Source organism: Stenotrophomonas sp., assembly GCF_032066555.1.
Lineage (GTDB): Bacteria > Pseudomonadota > Gammaproteobacteria > Xanthomonadales > Xanthomonadaceae > Stenotrophomonas.
In genome coordinates, this window is the sequence record NZ_DAMBKV010000007.1 from 12,992 (window position 1) to 30,517 (window position 17,526).

Consider the following 17,526-nt stretch of genomic DNA (forward strand, 5'->3'; position numbering starts at 1 on the left):
AAGCGGGAGAGGGGTTGGGGTGAGGGTAGCTTTTGGCCTCGGCCGGTAAAGCCCCTGCCGAGCATGGCTCGGCACTACCGCTTTAGCCCCTCTCCCGCAAGCGGGAGAGGGGTTGGGGTGAGGGTAGCTTTTGGCCTCGGCCGGTAAAGCCCCCTGCCGAGCATGGCTCGGCACTACAGCTCTAGCCCTTGCGCTCCACCACCACCAGATGCCGGTCACCAACCAGTCCCGGCACCTGCAGCGGGCGCACTTCCAGCACCTGCCAGCCGACGGGCAGTTGGGCGATCTCTTCGTGCGGGTACACACCCTTCATCGCCAGCAGCTGGCCACCCGGACGCAGCAGATGACCGCCAACCTCGATGATGCCGGCCAGGGTATCCATGGCACGGGCGGTGAGGTTGTCGTAAGCACCCGGCTCGTCCAGCGCTTCGGCGCGGGATTCGGCGACGCGGGCGTTGCTCAAACCGAGCTGACGCACGGCCTCACGCATGAAGCGGGCCTTCTTGCCATTGCTCTCGACCAGGGTCACCTGCAGCTGTGGATGGGTGATCGCCAACGGAATGCCGGGCAAACCAGGACCGGTGCCCAGATCGGCCAGGCTCCCGCTGCTGACATGCGCAGCCATGGCCAGCGAGTCGAGCAGATGCCGGGTGACCATTTCGCGCGGGTCGCGGATGGCGGTGAGATTGTAGGTGCGATTCCAGCGCACCAGCAGGGTCAGGTAAGCCAGCAGGGGCTTGGCCAAGGCGGCGTCCAGACCCATGGCCTTCAAGCCGTGGTCGAGGTCGCTGGCGACTTCGCGCGGGAGAATGGTGTCGTTCATGGCAGGGATTATCGCAAAGAGCAGAAACGAGTGAAGAGGAGTGAGGAAGGAGAGAGCAACAGCAGAAGCCGCGCCTTCTCGCTCCTTACTCCTCTTCACTCACTCCTGCTCAATGGGGTACCACGCCAGCGCAGCGCGGAAATCCTCCGTCGCCTGCCACTCATATAAATGCCAGCGCGCAGCATCGCCCAAGCCCGGGTCGCACCAGACCAGCTGCAAGGCCCCCGCCGCATCCGGCGCGAAGCGCAGCTTCTCCAGCCCGAATGAAATGCCATGCCCGTGCGCCTTCAGCAGCGCCTCCTTGGCGCACCACACGCGGAAGAACCAGTGCTCGCAGCCGCTGTCGTCCAGCGCATCCAGCCAGGCAATCTCCTGCGGGTGGAAGAAACGACGGATCACCTCGCGCATCTGCTTGCGTGGCCGCTGCCGCTCCAGGTCCACGCCCAGGCGTGCGCCCTCGCCCAGCGCCACCAGCAGGTGACCGCCGCTATGGCTCCAGCCGGTGCCGTAATGCGCCAACTCACCGATCAGCCACGGCCGGCTGCGCTCATCGCGGGTCAGCGGCAAGGCCTCGGGCGTGGTGTCGAAAACACCGGCCAGCACCTCGCGGGCCTGCGGCTCACCACGGGTTCCGGGGGTATGCGGTAACAGCCACACCTCCACCTGACCAAACTGCCAATGGCGACCAGCGGGGCTCATGCTGAACAGGCCCCTGCCCGGACAAACATGTTCTTAACGCCACTGCGCGTTGACTGTCGCCACCGCACCTTTCGGGGTGCTTCACGGCAGGGAGGTTCGCGCATGGGCATCATCATCTGGTTGATTATTGGTGGCGTCGTGGGTTGGCTGGCCAGCATCATCATGCGCCGCGATGCGCAGCAGGGCATCATCCTGAACATCGTGGTGGGCATCGTTGGCGCCATGATCGCCGGCTTCTTCTTCAGCGGCGGCAGCATCAATGGTGCGATCACCGTACGCTCCTTCCTGTTGTCACTGGTCGGCGCGGTGGTATTGCTGGCCATCGTCAATCTGTTCACACGCAAAAGCGTGCGTTAACCGCTCTGGCGCCGATTCGACCGAGGCCCGGCTGGCAACAGCCGGGCCTTGTTGTTTCAGCCCTGTGCCAATTGCACCCAGGCCGGCGCGTGATCACTGGGGCGTTCCCAGGTGCGCGGCTCGCGGTCGATGCCGGAAGCGGCAGCGCGCGGCTTGAGCGCCTCGGAGACCAGGGTCAGGTCGATGCGCAGGCCCAGGTCACGACGGAAACCGGCCGCACGGTAATCCCACCAGCTGAAGATGCCAGCTGCATCGTTGTGCAGGCGGAAGGCGTCGTGCAGGCCCAGATCCAGCAGCTTCTGCAGCGCGCCACGTTCGGCGGTGGAGGTCAGGATGTGGTCCCCGTTCCACACCGCCGGATCGTAGACATCACGGTCATCCGGGGCGATGTTGAAATCGCCCATCACCACCAGCTGCGGATGCTTCTGCAGCTCGGCCGCGACCCAGGCGTGCACCGCCTCCAGCCAGCGCAGCTTGTAGTCGTACTTGTCGGTGCCCACATCCTGGCCGTTGACCACGTACAGATTGATGATGCGCACGCCGTTGACGGTGCCGGCGATCACCCGCTTCTGCTCGTCCTCAAAACCGGGAATGCCGATCTGCACGTCATCGATCGGATGCCGCGACAACAGCGCCACGCCGTTATAGGTCTTCTGCCCGGCGAATACATTGCGGTAGCCGAGTTCCAGCAGCCGTGTGTCGGGGAACTTGTGGTCCTCCAGCTTGGTTTCCTGGATGCCGACCACGTCGGGGGCAAAGTCGGCCAGCCACTGTTCCAGGTGCGGCAGGCGGACATTGAGCGAATTGACGTTCCACGAAGCGATTTTCATGGGGGGATTCTAGCCGGGGCCGGAGCCAATGGCCCCTCCTCTCAGCTGAAGGCGGCAGCAACCAGCCCCCTCCCTTGCGCCAAAGGCGCAGGGGAGGGTTGGGGAGGGGTGCTCTGGCTCTGGCTTGTAGGCAGCAGCACGAACAAGATCAAAAGCCCCCTCCCGCGCAAACGGGAGAGGGAACCACCCATAGGCAAAGTCGCCTGCCCGGAGTAGTCGGAGCCTAGAAAGCGAGCAAAATTCGGCGAACCCGCGCCGATCGGCTCAACCGTGAGCCGAATAGCGCATTTATTCGGCTCATGGACGCAGCCAAGCCCGATGCCGCGCGGGAGTACCCTGAAGGCCGCCAATGCGTCATTCCCGGCTTCATCACCACCTAATTGTCGTTCAACCCATTCGGAGTGCGGCTATGCAGCCGCTCTTTCCACGTGCTCTCAATCTGCACAACGTCTTCAACCTGCATATCCGGCGACAAGCGCTGCAGGATGCTGAAAACAAACCCCTGGGGATCTCGTCCCCGTAACAAGCGGTTGCCACCGTCGCCGCTCGACGCATAGTTCTGCCAGCGGCCAAGCAGATTCTCGCCACCGCTGGCCGACCCCACGTATCCCAATCGCGACGTCCGGTCGAAGATGTAATAGATGCCGCGCCATTGCGCCAACGCCTGCCGCCAGCTGGTCGGCAACAGATTCAACTGACTCCACTCAAAGGTCAGCGTCTGCCAATCCGGCATAGCCTTCACCAGCAAGCTCTCGTCATGGACGGCACGAACGGGCAAACGATTTCGCGAGGCCCAGCGCCACCACGAGCGCTCGATGCCCGTCCAATCAATCACCAGCTTTCCTTTCCAATCGGACAGATGCAGAGTCGGCTGCAGATCGAACCAGAACGAATCGCGCTCGTCCTTGGGACCGCTGATCCCCAATACGCGCAATTCCGCGTTACCAGGCAGAGCCCAGAATCGATCAACGGATACAACCTCATATCTGGCAACTTCATACACACCCACAAACACCGCACGCCCTGCCTCATGCCCGATGAAGGACACCAGATAGCGCGCCTTGGATAGCGCTTTCTCCACCACTTCACTGTGATTGCACTGAAACGCGTTATAGACGGCAGGCCGCTCGGCCGCCAACCATGGCAGCACGGCCCGCAAGTCCTTTTCGGCCGGGCGGTGGCGCATCACCATCACCGTCGTCGGGTCGAGCCCGGACCTGGTGAGCAAGTCATTGAGTTCGATCATTGTCGGCGATGGCCGCAAGTATTGGACTCCATCATTCCAGACCCTGCTTGTCCATAACCTCGCTCTGCCCTGGGATTTGTGCTTCGGTGTTTCGAACCTTTTGATATACCGCCCGCATCAGGTGACTTGCAGCAATGCTTCTGAAGGCTTCGTCATTCATAAGCCGGACAAAAATTTCTTCGTTGCCTTCCATGCGCTCGATGAAGAGATTCTCAAGCTGCTTATTAAAAACGGGCTCGAAGTTCTCAATGCTGTTAGCCAATACCGCCTGACGTAGTTGTTCATTGGCCACTGCGGTTTCACGAACTTGATCGAAGAAGAGCTGATCCGCTGGCATGAACTCTGTGCCGAAACGCTCATTGAGCTTGCCAACCAAGGTCGAAAGCTGCACATCTTCGTCGGCCTGCCCGGTGCCAACGTCAGTTGGACCATAGAGTGCCTCCGGCTCGCCAACCATAAGATCAATTGCGCCTTCACTAATCTTCTGCAGGCGGTAATACTTGAGTTCAACTTCATCGTCAACCTGCACAATCCGGCTATCCGTCGTGCGTGGCAACTTGGTCAGCAGGAAACGGGCGTACGTGTACAACTTCTCATGGTCGGAGTCTTGGTAAGGCACGATTTGAGAAACAAAGCCATACAGATTTCGAAAGCCCACCAACTGGCTCTTGAACAAGTTCTGGTCCTCTTCCCCAAGCTTTTTGAATCGTTCAATCGCCAGATCAAGCAGGCCATTCAATTTCTTGTGCTCGCCGCCCGTGGGGTTCAGGCGATTGCGGAACCAGATTTCACACCAAGCACTAACTTCGGCTTCGGTATAAATTTTCCAGTTGGCAAGCGTGTGAGCCAGAGTGTTGAGCTGTTGTGGATCGGTATCGTCGCCCTTGTCTGTCGCTTCGTAATAGGGCCTGAAGGCGGTGTAAATGTCCGCAGGCTCGTTGACAAAATCGAGTACAAAGGTGTCCGTCTTGCCTCGTGTCGTTCGATTTAAGCGCGAGAGTGTCTGTACCGCCTGGATGCCAGACAAGCGCTTGTCGACGTACATGCTGTGCAACAGCGGCTGGTCAAAGCCCGTCTGATACTTCTCGGCCACCAGCAAGACTTGGTATTCCTCAGTGTTGAACTTCTCCGGCAACTCGGATTCCTTGATGCCGTTGTTCATGCTGACTTCGGTGAATTTTTTATCGGCGAACTCCTTGAGCGTGATTTCTCCGGAGAACGCCACCAGCGATTTCACGTCGGTATAGCCCTTGTCCTTGATGTACTTATCGAACCCCAGCTTGTAGCGCACTGCATGCTCACGCGCGCCAGTCACCACCATCGCTTTGGCTCGGCCGCCAATCTTGTGGCGGGTATGGGTGCGGAAGTGCTCCACGATCACTTCGACCTTCTGTGCGATCTCGTAGTCGTGAAACTCGACGAACCGCGCCAGTGCGCGGGCGGCCTTGCGGCGCGGCACCTCTGGATCAGCCTCCACCTTCTGGATCAGCTTGTAGTAGCGCTTGTAGCAGGTGTAGTGGGCCAGCACGTCGTGAATGAAGCCTTCCTCGATGGCCTGCCGCATGCTGTAGTGGTGGAAAGGCGCTTTGCCATTGGGACCAGGTTCATTGAAAACAGCCAGTGTCTTGAACTTGGGCGTAGCGGTGAAAGCAAAGAAACTCAAGTTGGGTTGTTTGGCGCGCTTGAGCTGTTCGCGCAGCAGCTCCTTCTTCGCCTCTTCGCACAAGGCATCGTCATCCATGTCCAACAAGTGCTCGGCAATCGCGGATTCAATGCCGTCCTTGTTCAGGATCTTGCGCAACTCCATTGCGGTTTCACCGCTTTGCGAGCTGTGCGCCTCGTCCACGATCACCGCGAAGCGCTTGCCCGCTGTCGATATGGCCACCCCTTTGCCGTTGGCCTCCATCGTGCGAATGGCTTGGGTGATGAACGGGAACTTCTGGATGGTGGAAATGATGATCGGCACGCCATCGGCCAGCGCCTTGGCCAACTGCTGCGTGTTTTCGTCGATCTTCTGCACTACGCCCAGCTTGTGCTCAAACTGGAAGATCGTGTCTTGCAGCTGTTGATCCAGCACGCGCCGGTCGGTGATCACCACCACCGAATGAAAGATCTTCTCGTTCTTGGCATCGTGCAGGCTGGAGAGGCGGTGCGCCAGCCACGCAATCGAGTTCGATTTGCCTGAGCCTGCGGAATGCTGGATCAAGTAGTTGTGCCCCGAACCATGCGCCTGAGCGTGGTCGGTCAGTGCGCGCACTGCATCCAGCTGGTGGTAGCGCGGGAAGATCATCGACTCTTTGCGGTGGCGCTTGCTGCCCTTTTCTGTGACGACCGTCTTTTCCTCGACATCTAAATGGATGAAACGAGCGAGTATGTCCATCAGGCTGTCACGGGTCAGCACCTTGTGCCACAGGTAGGTGGTGCGCACATCACCCGCTGCAGGCGGGTTGCCCGCGCCGTGGTCATGCCCTAGATTGAAGGGCAGGAAGAACGTGTCCTTACCCTCAAGCTTGGTGGTCATGAACACCAACTCAGTATCCACGGCGAAATGCACCAAGCACCGCTGCTTGAAGGCAAACAATAATTCCTTGGGGTCGCGCTCAAAGCGATACTGGTACTTCGCGTTCTCCACATTCCATCGCGTGGCGGACATCGGGTTCTTCAGCTCCAGCGTGGCCACGGGCAAGCCATTCACCGCCAACACCACATCGGGGATAGCCCCGCTCTTGGTGTTGACCTGCCGCACGATGGTCAAGCGGTTGTCGTCGTAACGTTCGGTGCTCGCGGGGTCCAGCCCGGTGTTGGGCGCAAAGTAGGCCAGCCGCACCGTCTTGCCCACGCACTTGAAACCCTCGCGCAAGATCGTCAGGGCGCCTTTGGCAGCAAGCTCCTTCACTAGGCTGTCCAGCAGCATCGCGGGCGCTTTGGCGGCGTCTAGCTGGGTCAGGCGCGTCCAGATCTTGGGCTGCGTCTTCTGCACAAAGGCAACGACATCTGCCGGAAACAGCGCGGCTTCCGGGTCGTAGGTGTTGGGATCACCCTTTTCGTAGCGGCCGCTGCTGATCAGTGCGTGCTCGATGTCGTTTTCAAAGTCGATTTCTTTGTGCATCTTTCTCACCCGTTAAATGCATTGGATTCGGCCTGTTAGCGAATCACCTCAATATTGCTGTTGTCCAAATCCGCCAGCGCCATGCTATTGAGATCGGCATAGCGGTAGTGGCGTATCGTGTGATCGCGCTGCAGGTACTTCCCATCTACGTCCAAATACGGCGCCGGGTCGGGATGGTTGCTCAGTACATACTTCGTCGCGTGAATGGCGCTGCGCTTGGTGGTGTACGCATTGATGGTGGCGTGCAGCGACTTGAGCCAATCCACACTGGCTTTCAACTGATCTGGTACGTCGTGCGGAATGCTCTCCGACTTGAACTCAAGGCAGTACACATACAGCTTGCCTTTGCGCAGGTTGAACACCACGAAGTCACAGCGCTTTGACCAGGGCTTGGCGGTATCGTCCAGAAAGTGAAACAGCGGCAATGATGAGCCATTCTTCTTGGTGTCCAGCTTAATCACCAAGGTCTCGCCGGTGGTCTGCAAGCTCACCTTGTACTCAATGGGCTTGGTACCTCTTTGGCCGAACACCTTTTCCTTCAGCACCACCTCACTGCTACCAGCCTGCGGTTCGCCGTAGTGATTGGTATTCAGGTAGGACTTCAGGCAGTTGAAGTAGCCCTGCGCATTCAACGCCATTTGGATCTGCCCCCATTCATGAGGCAATTCCTTCGGCAGATTGCGAAATCTCAAAACCGCGTACGTCAATTTTCCCAGTGACGGCGTTTGTAACCAATGCGGATCGATATTCCATCAATCGATCGATGACGGCATTGATAAGCTCTTTTTGCACATCCATACGCGCAGAAACGTCGTCGAGAAATTTACCAATAACCTTTTGCTCTTCGAGAGGCGGGTAGGCGAGAGACTCATTCAGATAGGATTGACTATCCAGGTTCTGTATTCCAGTTGTCTGCTTGATAGATCGATAGTTAACACGCCCGGCATAAAGATGGGAATGCAAATAAACTAGAAAGCGAGGGTCGGAGTCGTCGCTGACCACCATCCTTGCGATGAAATTGGAGTTCACCGCAGGAAATGGTTGATTAAATTCAACGACGGTCCCAACTAGTTGATGTTCACCACCACCGGATTTTTCTAGAAGCAAATCACCATTGTTTAGCAAGCGGTTGCGACGGTCTTTTTCGGCGATGCTGCGCATCGTCAGCTTCTCCGTGGAGACACGCAAAGACTGTCGATCAAAGTCCGCAACACGGATACAGACCAGATCGTCGTCGCCATCCGGCTCGCCCCCCCAGACACCGTTCTGGCAGGACGAGATAGACCATTTGGCTCTATCAATTGCCCAATGAGCAGGAATCTTCCCAAGCCACGCTACCCCCGAATCCTTCATCGCAACGGATGAATCAAGTCCCTTTGTGACAGCATGGCTGATCAGCGCCGTGCGCTTTTCGGCAAGCTTGCCGAGCAGCGATTTTTTCTTTGCGATCAGGGCATCAATTTGTGCGGTTTTGAAATTGAGGAAACGGGCGATGGCTTGTTGCTCATCTAGTGGCGGATAGGTAATTGGCTCATCGAGATAGACTTGGCTATCCAGATTTTGAATGCCCGTCGTTTGCTTTATTGACCTGAAGTTAACCCGCCCCGAGTAGAGATGTGAATGCAAGTAGACGAGGAATCGGGAGTTCATTCCATCGCTTGCAACCATCCTTGCGATGAAATTGGAGTTCACGGCAGGAAATGGCTGATTGAATTCAACGACAGCCCCAACGAGCTGCTGCTCGCCACCTCCGGATTTCTCTAGAAGCAAATCACCATTGTTTAGCAAGCGGTTACGTCGGTCTTTTTCGGCGATGCTGCGCATTGTCAGCTTCTCCGTGGAGACACGCAAAGACTGTCGATCAAAATCCGCAACACGGATGCAGACCAGATCGTCGTCGCCATCTGGCTCGGCCCCCCAGACACCGTTCTGGCAGGACGAGATAGACCATTTGGCGCGATCAATTCCCCAATGCGAGGGGATCTCAGGAAACCAATCGCACCCAGTAGTTTTGTATGCCGGATAGGCGGGGTATTGCTTCATCACACCACCTCACTCAGCATAGCCACGATGTCTTTTTCGAGTTGGCTGATTTCACCCGCAATTTCTTCCAGCGGGCGAGGCGGCTGATAGACGTAGAAATGCCGGGTCAGCGGGATTTCGTAGCCTACTTTAGTCTTGCTGTGGTCGATCCAGGCATCGGACACGTGCGGCAGGACTTCGGCCTTGAGGTAGTCCTCGCAGTGGTCTTTCACCAGCGCCAACAGCTGGTCGTGGCCGCTTTCGTTGTCGTAGCCCAGTGGCAGCGGCAGTGCAACGTCCTCCGGCAGGGCCACGATTTCGGTATCGCGCAGATCGGCATCAGGTTCCGGGTTGCCCTTAGAGTCCAGACAGATGTTTGCCTTGGGGTCGCGCTCCGAGAGCGCCGCCAAAATCGCTTTCTTCACTGGCGCAGGAACCTTGTTGGGTAGCCTTTTCAGGGCGGCTCCGAGCACGGCTTCGAAAGCGGGACGATTGCGGTACAGCGTTTCACTGTCCATGCCTTGCAGGGCGGCCTTGATGGCTGCCTGTGTTTCTTGGCCTACCGCGACTTCCGCGCGATAGGCTGCATCGTCCTTACGCTTCTTGCTGCTCGCCAGATTGGCGAAAGCGCTCTGCCCATCCAGCTTGGCAATGCGCTCTGCGCTGGCTTGGAAGTTCAATCGCAGCGGGCGCTCAACCGTGATCTTCAAGAAGCCAAATTCGCGGTTCTCGAAGAGTTTGCTGCAAACCCGGCGTTCGGGTTTCCCGTCCACCAGCACTTCACTTTCCGCATCGTGGTCGTGCTCGGCGTACAGGCGCACCAGTTCCCTGATGTGGTCGTCCGAGAGCTCGTTGCGTTTATTGCCCAGGCTCTTGTCCATCTTCTTGAAATGGCGGGTGCCGTCGATCAACTGCACCCGGCTTTGGCGATGAGTGGGCTTCTTATTGGTGACGATCCAGACATAGGTGTAGATGCCCGTGTTGTAGAACATCTGGTCAGGCAGGGCGACGATGGCGTCCAGCATGTCGCGCTCAATGATCCAGCGGCGGATGTTGGACTCGCCCGATCCGGCGTCACCCGTGAACAGGGGCGAGCCATTAAAAACGATGGCGATCTTGGAGCCGTCACCACCGACGTTCTTGCCATCGACCAGCTTGGGCGGCTGGTGCATCTTCGAGATCATGTGCTGCAAGAAGAGCAGCGAGCCATCGTTGATGCGTGGCAGGCCCGCGCCGAAGCGGCCGGAAAAGCCTTGGTCTTCGTACTCCTCCCGCACGAAGTCTTCTTCCGGCTTCCACTCCACCCCAAAGGGCGGGTTGGCCAGCATGTAGTGGAATTTCTTGTCCGGGTGGCCGTCGTGAGGCACAAAGCCATTGGTCTTGTTCTTGGCGTCCTTAATGCCCAAGGTGTCGCCATAGATCAGGTTGTTGATCGGCTCATCCTTGATCAAAAGGTCGGAGCAGCAGATGGCGTAAGACTCTGGATTGTATTCTTGCCCAAACAATTCGATATTGGCTTGAGGGTTCTTTGCCATTGCAGCTTTCTCGGACTCTGAAAGCATGCCACCGGTACCTGCAGTCGGGTCATATACGCTGCGGTAAATGCCCGGCTCGAAGATGCCGTCTTCTCCCGTAAAAACCAATTCGACCATTAAACGGATGACTTCACGCGGGGTGAAATGATCGCCGGCCTCTTCGTTCGCCTGCTCGTTGAACTTGCGCACCAGCTCTTCGAACAGGTAGCCCATCTGTAAATTACTGATGGCTTTGGGTGAGAGGTTTATGTCTGCGGAGCAGAACTCCTGGACGATCAGATACAGTCGATTCGCCTCGTCCAGCTTCGCGATCTCGGTTTCAAATTCGAACTTATCGAAAATGTCGCGGGCGCGTGGCGAGAAACCCTGGATGTAGGCGATCAAGTTGCCTGCTATGTTGGGTGCGTCGCCCAACAGCTTCTCAAACGTGAAGCCGCTGGTGTTGAACAGTTCCTGCTTGCGGTCGGTGGCGGCAATGCGGGACAACGCTTTGTCTAGCGCGGGGCCTTTGATTCCTTTGTCTTCCAGGCGTTTCTTTTCGTCTAGCACCTTTTGCTTGTTTTCTGCCAGAACCAGATCGAAGCGACGCAGGACAATCAGCGGCAGCATCACGCGGCGGTATTGCGGAGGACGGTAAGGACCACGCAGTTTGTTGGCGATATTCCAGATGAAACCAACCATATTCTGATGCTGGGCGCTTGACATTTGCTTTCCAAAAATCTAGTTAATCAGTGCTTGTTCGCTGATATGAGCGAGGGATAGTTCTTCGTGGTCAGTCTTCGCCCGCTAAGAACCAAACCGGTTTAAGCGGCAAACGGCGGCGGGCGCTGTCATCGAGCTGCCCGTAATGGCGGGTCCACAGTTCGACCAGCTGGTTGGCGTCGATCAGGGTGATGCGGCGGTGGCTTTGGCGGGCTTCCAGGTCGGCGTCCTTGGTGAAGCCGGACAGGGCCACGAACAGGCCTACGTCGCCTTCGCCCAGCACGGCCATGAAACTGCGAAGGCCCATCACATCGATCTTGGGTGAGTTGGCGTTGCGCTTGACCTGCACCTTGATGCGCGGCGGGCGGGTGCCCAGCGGATCGTTGTAGGCGATGACGTCCACGCCGCCGTCCTTGCCGGGCGGGGCAATCCACGCCACGTGGTAGCCCATGGCGGTAAGCAGGGCGCCCACCAGCTCCTGGAAGTCGTAGGGCGGCATGTCGGCCAGGTAGGCCTCGATCTCGGCCCAGGCCATTTCCTCGGCCTGCTCCAGGGTGATGCTGGCGGATTTCTCCACCGCCTCGTCATCGCCTTCGTCGATTTCGACTACGGGCTGCGCCTTTTTCCATTTGTGGTACAGGCGCACTGCCTCGCGGTAGAACTGTTCCCCGTCCGGGTACTGCTGCAGGGCTTGGGCGCCTTCGGCGGTGATGCTCCAGATGCCCTTGTCCTTGACCAGCCAGCCGGCTTTTACGGTGTCGACGGTGGCGAAGCGGACGATCTTCTCGAAGCGGCGCCCGCCGGTGGGGTAGTCGCCGGCTTCGTAGGGGGTCAGTTCGACCTGGGAGGCCAGGGTTGCCAGGGCTTCTGCGGCCTTCATGCCGTCGGGCCGGGTTTGCAGGATGCTGAACAACTTGCGTATCAGGTGGCCGGTCCGGGCCTTGGTTACTTCCGCCATGCTTCCCCTGCCTCGGTGGTTTGGTTCTGCCTTTTGGCGCCGCAATAGGGCCGCCAGATTTGGCTGATTTATGTGAAGGGCCATGATAGCCGGGGTGGCTTGTGTATATCAGGCTGAACCGGCTTGGTGGTGGGGGTAACTGCTTTGTTTAAGGCCTTCTGGAGCTTGGGTTGGTCTTGGGTAAAGGGCGCTGGGGGTTTGTGGCAGGGTTTTGCTGGCTGTTGTAATCCAGGGCCTGATTACTTACTTGGCGCTTGGGCTGGGTTTTGCAGGGGGCGGAGCGTGAGCAAGATCAAAAGCGCCCCCCACCCACCCCCCGCCTTCGCGGGGGCAGGCTCTTCGGGCACCCTCCCTCGCAAGCGGGAGAGGGGACGGCGCTGGGGTTCTGCGGTGTTGCTTGCGGCCTGGCATGGCCGGGTGCCGCGGCAGTCTGCTCCCTCCCTTTGGCCAGGGGCCAAGGGGAGGGTTGGGGAGGGGTGCTTTGGCTTTGGCTTTGGCTTGTAGGCCGCAGCACAAGCAAGATCAAGAGCTCCCCCCACCCGCCCCTTTCGGGGCACCCTCCCCCGCAGGCGGGAGAGGGGACGGCGCTTGCGTCCCGCACTTTGACTCACCCCACCCGCCAAACCCCGCAAACCACAACAAAACCTATCGGGTGAATGTCGGGGAATACACTTTTTCAGCCTTCCGATTCGCGCAGACTGCCTCTCAAAGTGAGGGGAAGCCATGCGTAGCAAGCTGTTTGTGCCCGGCGCACGTCCGGAACTGTTCGACAAGGCCTTGGCCAGTGCGGCCGATGCCCTGTCCTTCGATCTGGAGGATTCCGTCCCCGAGGCTGGCAAACAGGCGGCGCGCGCGGCCATCGCCAGCTTCCTCGCCCGTGCCGACGTGCTTGCCAGCAACAAGCTGCTGATCGTGCGCACCAATGCCACCGACAGCCTGCACTTCGCCGCCGATCTGGCCGCGATGGCGGTGCCCGGCGTGTGGCTGCTCAACATCCCCAAGGTGGAATCGGCCGCGCAGGTACGGCAGGTGGTCGTTGCGCTGGAACGCGCCGAAGCCGCCAATGGCGTGACCCGCCCGATCGGCCTGCTGCTGAACATCGAAACCCCGCGTGGCCTGCGTCTGGCCGCCGAACTGGCTGCCGCGCATCCGCGTGTGGCCGGCCTGCAACTGGGCCTGGGCGATCTGTTCGCGCCCAATGGCATCGCCCGCACCCCGGCCAATGTGCATGCAGTGCTGTTCGCGATGAAAATGGCCGCCACCGAAGCGGGCGTGTTCGCCTGTGACGGGGCCTGGCCGGATGTGGCCGATGCCGAGGGCTTCCGCACCGAGGCCATGCTCGCGCAGCAGTTGGGCTATATCGGCAAGAGCTGCATCCATCCGCGTCAGGTGGGCCAGGCCAATACGATTTTCAGCGTGCCCGAGGCCGAGCTGGACGAAGCACGGCGTATTGTTGCCGCCGCGCAGGCGGCCAGCGATCTGGGCCGCGGTGCGTTCCTGTTCGAGGGACGCATGATCGATGTGCCCTACCTGCGCCGGGCCGAAGCCCTGCTCGCCGGCGCGCTGCGCGCCTGATCTTTCCACCTGGCGGTTCGCTGCCACGCCGTTCATTACCGGGATTCCATCCATGCCCACGCCCATGGCCACCGCGCTCGCCGCGCTGTCGCACCGCTTCTCGCTCGGCTTCCGTCTGCTCGTCATCACCACTTTGCTGGCGCTGGCCGGCACGGCGGCCGCCGATGAGAGTTTGAATGCAGTGAAGTCCGGCGCGTTGCCGGCCCTGCCGGAGGCCGCGCCGGTGCAGCAGCTGCTGGATGTCGATGGCCGCTTGCTGGCCCGCTCCGGCGACAAGGCCTGGCTGCTGGACAAGAACGGCAAGGCGTGGACGGCCGCCACCGGTATCAGCAACGAGGTGGTGCAGGACATCGTCCGCAACGGCACCAGCACCTGGATATTGACCGGCCCGGATGCGAGTCACAGCAATCAGTTGCAGCAGCTCACGCTCAAGGGCGAAAGCCTCGGCAAGGGGCAGTCGCTGGCACTGCCATCGCCACTGAGCAATGCGCATGCAGCCGCCCTGGATGGCGCACTATTCGTAGCCGGTGTCGACGATAGCGGCGTCACCCAGCTGTATAAAAAACCGGCCGATGCCGCGCAATGGCAGCCGCAGCCGATCTGGCCGGGCGCCGCCGCGGTTGTCGCCCTGCAGGCGCAGAAAGGCGCGTTGTATGCGGTGGTCGGTAACAACGGTGCGCAGCAACTGCTGCGCTGGAACGCAGAGAAGGGTTGGCATGAGCTGCCCGCCATCGGTGGCGACGTTGTCCCGGGTTCGCTGCGTGCACTCGGCCAGGCGCACTTGTTGATGCAGGTGACCGACGCGGCCGGCAACAGCCACGCGCGTACCTTCCACACCATCACCAGCGCCTGGGCCGATCTGGCCGATACCGATGCCAAGGCCCCCGTGGCCAGCGCCAGCTGGGGCAACGGCCTGGCCTGGGCAAATGCCGATGGCAGCCTGCACACCTTTGAACTGCAGAGCGGCAAGCACCTGCTGGGCTGGCTGGACTGGTCGGTGATCATCATCTACCTGGCCGCGATGCTGGGCATGGGCGCCTACTTCTACTTCCGCGAGAAGCGTGCCAGCACCGCTGACTTCTTCGTCGGTGGCCGCAGCATTCCGTTCTGGGCAGCGGGCGTCAGCCTGTACGCCACCAACACCAGTTCGATCAGCTTCATCGCCATCCCTGCCAAGGCGTTCGAGACCAACTGGCAGTACCTGACCAACAACCTGATCGCGGTGCTGGGCCTGATGTTCGTGGCGGTATGGATCGTGCCGCTGCTGCGCCGGCTGGACCTGATGAGCGTGTTCTCCTATCTGGAAACCCGCTTCCATCCGGCCATCCGCATGCTGGCCAGCGCGCTGTGCATCGTCATGCAGATCGGTGCGCGCATGAGCGTGGTGCTGTTCCTGCCGGCACTGGCCATCGCCACCATCACCGGCATCAGCGTGGTGTGGAGCATCATGATGATGGGCGTGTTCACCATCCTCTATACCGCCATGGGCGGCATGAAGGCGGTGATCTGGACCGACTTCGTGCAGGTGATCGTGAAGATGGGCGGTGCCATCTTCGCCATCCTGTTCATCGTGTGGACGCTGAAGGGCGGCTTCGGTGAATTCGTGACCACCGCGGCGATGGAAGACAAGACCAAGCTGTTCGACTTCAGCTTCGACCTGACCAAGGCCACGGTGTGGGGTTTCATCTTCCTGGTCGTGTTCGACGTGGTGCTCACCTTCCCCAAGGACCAGGTGCTGATGCAGCGCACCCTGGCCACCAAGTCGGACAAGGAAGCCGGCCGTTCGATCTGGGCATTCGCCGCGATCATGATCCCGGGCGGCTTCATCTTCTACGGCATCGGTACCGCCTTGTGGGTGTTCTACAAGAACAACCCGCAGCGCCTTGACCCGCTGCTGCCGATCGATGCGACCTTCCCGCTGTTCATCGCCGCCGAACTGCCGCCGGGCGTCACCGGCCTGATCATCGCCGGCGTGTTCTCCGCCGCCATGGCCACGCTGTCGAGCATCATGAACAGCGTCGCCACGCTGATCTCGGTGGATTTCTACGAGCGGCTGGCCAAGAATCCCACCCCGCGCAAGAGCGTGCTGTTCGCCGAGATCTCCACGGTGATGGTCGGCCTGACCGCGATTGGCCTGGCGCTGATCATGACCCGCTACGACATCCACTCGCTGTTCGACGTTTCCATCGAACTGGCTGGCCTGCTCGGCGGTGGCTTTGCCGGTGCCTATACGCTGGGCATGTTCACCCGCCGCGCCAATTCGCAGGGTGTGGCGATTGGCGTGGCCGCCAGCATCGTGCTGACCTTCGTGGCCTGGTGGTTCAACCTGGTGCACCCGTACTTCTACCTGGCCATCTCGATCTTCCTGTGCATCGTGATCGGCTATGTGGCCAGCCTGTTCTTCCCGGCGCCGCAGCGCTCGCTGAAGGGCCTGACCATCTACAAGCAGGATGCGGTGTGAAGACCCGCCTGCACGCCGCTGCGGCCCTGCTCCGCGGCGGCGTGACGCCAGATCCGGCAAAGACCATGACGTTGGTCGGATCGCGCCGCCGCGCCCGCTGGTGTAGTTTGGCGCGCAGCTGAGAGGTCTAATCGCGTGGAAACCCAGTTTCTCAATACCTTTGTCACCGTGGTCGACCGTGGCTCCATGGCCGCGGCGGCGCGCATGCTGCACATCACACCCGCCGCCGTCGCCCAGCAGATCCGCACGCTGGAACGCGAGCTGGGCGCCCCGTTGATCGCCCGCGCCGGCCGCACCGTCAGCGTCACCGAGGAAGGTGCGCGCATCCTGCAGCGCGCGCGCGACCTGCTGCGTGGCGTGGCCGACCTGCGCAGCGTCGCCAACGAAAGCGGCATGGCCGGCGAACTGCGGCTGGGCGCCTGCCCTACCGCGCTCGGTGGGCTGGTGCCGGACATCCTGGCGCGGATGGTGGCCAAGTTCCCCGAGATCAACGTCTTCATCAAACCCGGTTATTCGGCCGACCTCTATGGCGCGGTGGAATCGGGTGACCTGGATGCGGCGATGGTGCTGCAGGCACCGTTCTCGCTGCCCAAGACCTGCGACTGGCAGCTGCTGCGCGAAGAGCCGCTGGTGGTGCTGGCACCGGCGCGCCTGGCCGGCGCCGACCCGCACCAGCTGCTGCGCGAGGAACCGCTGATCCGCTACGACCGCCACGAATGGGGCGGCCGCCAGGCCGACGAATACCTGCGCAAGGCCGGCATCGTGCCGCGTGAACGGTTCGAGCTGAATGCGCTCAATGCGATCGCGGTGATGGTGGATCGCGGGCTGGGTGTGTCGCTGGTGCCGGATTGGGCCAAGCCGTGGCCGGAAGGCATTTCGGTGGTGCGCATTCCCCTGCCCGAACCCAGCGAGCCACGCCGCATCGGCATGGTCTGGTCGCGTTCCTCGGTGCGCCTGCGCCAGGTCAATGTGCTGTTGGACGAGGCGCGTACGGCGCTGCTGCAGCCTACCGACTGAGCGCAATGCCCGTGTAGTGCCGAGCCATGCTCGGCAGGGGCATTACCCGTAGATCCCCTGTAGTGCCGAGCCATGCTCGGCAGAGGCGTTCCCGGTCCTGTTGGATTTCCTGGCAAGGCCTCTTGCCGAGCATGGCTCGGCACTACAGGAGGGTTTCCCGGCAAAGCCCCTGCCGAGCATGGCTCGGCACTA

13 protein-coding genes are annotated in these 17,526 nt (G+C 60.4%); 4 read left to right on the forward strand and 9 right to left on the reverse strand.

Going from position 1 to position 17,526, the window contains the following annotated elements; all coding sequences use genetic code 11:
• Positions 1 to 181: 181 nt before the first annotated feature.
• Positions 182 to 823: a 16S rRNA (guanine(527)-N(7))-methyltransferase RsmG gene (gene rsmG / locus RT131_RS10370; RefSeq protein ID WP_313172698.1), complete on the reverse strand. Its 642-nt coding sequence runs from the start codon at positions 821 to 823 to the stop codon at positions 182 to 184.
• 99 nt (positions 824 to 922) lie between these two features.
• A complete protein-coding gene (locus tag RT131_RS10375; RefSeq protein WP_313172701.1) occupies positions 923 to 1,522 on the reverse strand; it encodes a 4'-phosphopantetheinyl transferase superfamily protein in 600 nt (199 codons plus the stop codon).
• Between the two features lie 102 nt (positions 1,523 to 1,624).
• Here RT131_RS10375 and RT131_RS10380 point away from each other — a divergent pair, with 102 nt between their 5' ends.
• On the forward strand, positions 1,625 to 1,879 hold the full coding sequence (locus RT131_RS10380; RefSeq protein WP_282270042.1) for a GlsB/YeaQ/YmgE family stress response membrane protein: 255 nt from the start codon (positions 1,625 to 1,627) through the stop codon (positions 1,877 to 1,879).
• A gap of 56 nt (positions 1,880 to 1,935) precedes the next feature.
• On the opposite strand, the gene xth is transcribed toward RT131_RS10380, so the two are convergent.
• The 7 genes from xth to RT131_RS10415 form a co-directional block, all read right to left on the reverse strand.
• Positions 1,936 to 2,709 (reverse strand): exodeoxyribonuclease III, encoded by a 774-nt coding sequence (xth, locus tag RT131_RS10385; RefSeq protein ID WP_313172704.1) that lies wholly within the window; start codon positions 2,707 to 2,709, stop codon positions 1,936 to 1,938.
• 376 nt (positions 2,710 to 3,085) lie between these two features.
• A complete protein-coding gene (locus RT131_RS10390) occupies positions 3,086 to 3,955 on the reverse strand; it encodes a GIY-YIG nuclease family protein (protein ID WP_313172706.1) in 870 nt (289 codons plus the stop codon).
• A 31-nt stretch (positions 3,956 to 3,986) separates the two neighbouring features.
• A complete protein-coding gene (locus tag RT131_RS10395) occupies positions 3,987 to 7,064 on the reverse strand; it encodes a type I restriction endonuclease (protein WP_313172708.1) in 3,078 nt (1,025 codons plus the stop codon).
• 35 nt (positions 7,065 to 7,099) lie between these two features.
• Positions 7,100 to 7,702 (reverse strand): hypothetical protein, encoded by a 603-nt coding sequence (locus RT131_RS10400; RefSeq protein WP_313172710.1) that lies wholly within the window; start codon positions 7,700 to 7,702, stop codon positions 7,100 to 7,102.
• 16 nt (positions 7,703 to 7,718) lie between these two features.
• Positions 7,719 to 9,107 carry a restriction endonuclease subunit S gene (locus RT131_RS10405; protein ID WP_313172712.1) on the reverse strand — a complete coding sequence of 463 codons (1,389 nt, stop codon included), beginning with the start codon at positions 9,105 to 9,107 and terminating at the stop codon, positions 7,719 to 7,721.
• A complete protein-coding gene (locus tag RT131_RS10410; RefSeq protein WP_313172713.1) occupies positions 9,107 to 11,302 on the reverse strand; it encodes a class I SAM-dependent DNA methyltransferase in 2,196 nt (731 codons plus the stop codon). The genes RT131_RS10405 and RT131_RS10410 overlap by 1 nt, the downstream gene beginning before the upstream one ends.
• Before the next feature lie 91 nt (positions 11,303 to 11,393).
• Positions 11,394 to 12,281 carry a restriction endonuclease gene (locus tag RT131_RS10415; RefSeq protein WP_313172716.1) on the reverse strand — a complete coding sequence of 296 codons (888 nt, stop codon included), beginning with the start codon at positions 12,279 to 12,281 and terminating at the stop codon, positions 11,394 to 11,396.
• A gap of 723 nt (positions 12,282 to 13,004) precedes the next feature.
• Here RT131_RS10415 and RT131_RS10420 point away from each other — a divergent pair.
• The 3 genes from RT131_RS10420 to RT131_RS10430 all read left to right on the forward strand — a co-directional run bounded on the left by RT131_RS10420 (position 13,005) and on the right by RT131_RS10430 (position 17,334).
• Entirely contained in the window at positions 13,005 to 13,856 is an 852-nt protein-coding gene (locus tag RT131_RS10420; RefSeq protein ID WP_313172718.1) for a CoA ester lyase, read from the forward strand.
• Between the two features lie 52 nt (positions 13,857 to 13,908).
• Positions 13,909 to 16,317, forward strand: a complete 2,409-nt coding sequence (locus tag RT131_RS10425) for a sodium:solute symporter (protein WP_313172720.1) — start codon at positions 13,909 to 13,911, stop codon at positions 16,315 to 16,317.
• Between the two features lie 135 nt (positions 16,318 to 16,452).
• Positions 16,453 to 17,334 carry a LysR family transcriptional regulator gene (locus tag RT131_RS10430; RefSeq protein WP_312915795.1) on the forward strand — a complete coding sequence of 294 codons (882 nt, stop codon included), beginning with the start codon at positions 16,453 to 16,455 and terminating at the stop codon, positions 17,332 to 17,334.
• The last annotated feature ends 192 nt before the right edge of the window (positions 17,335 to 17,526 follow it).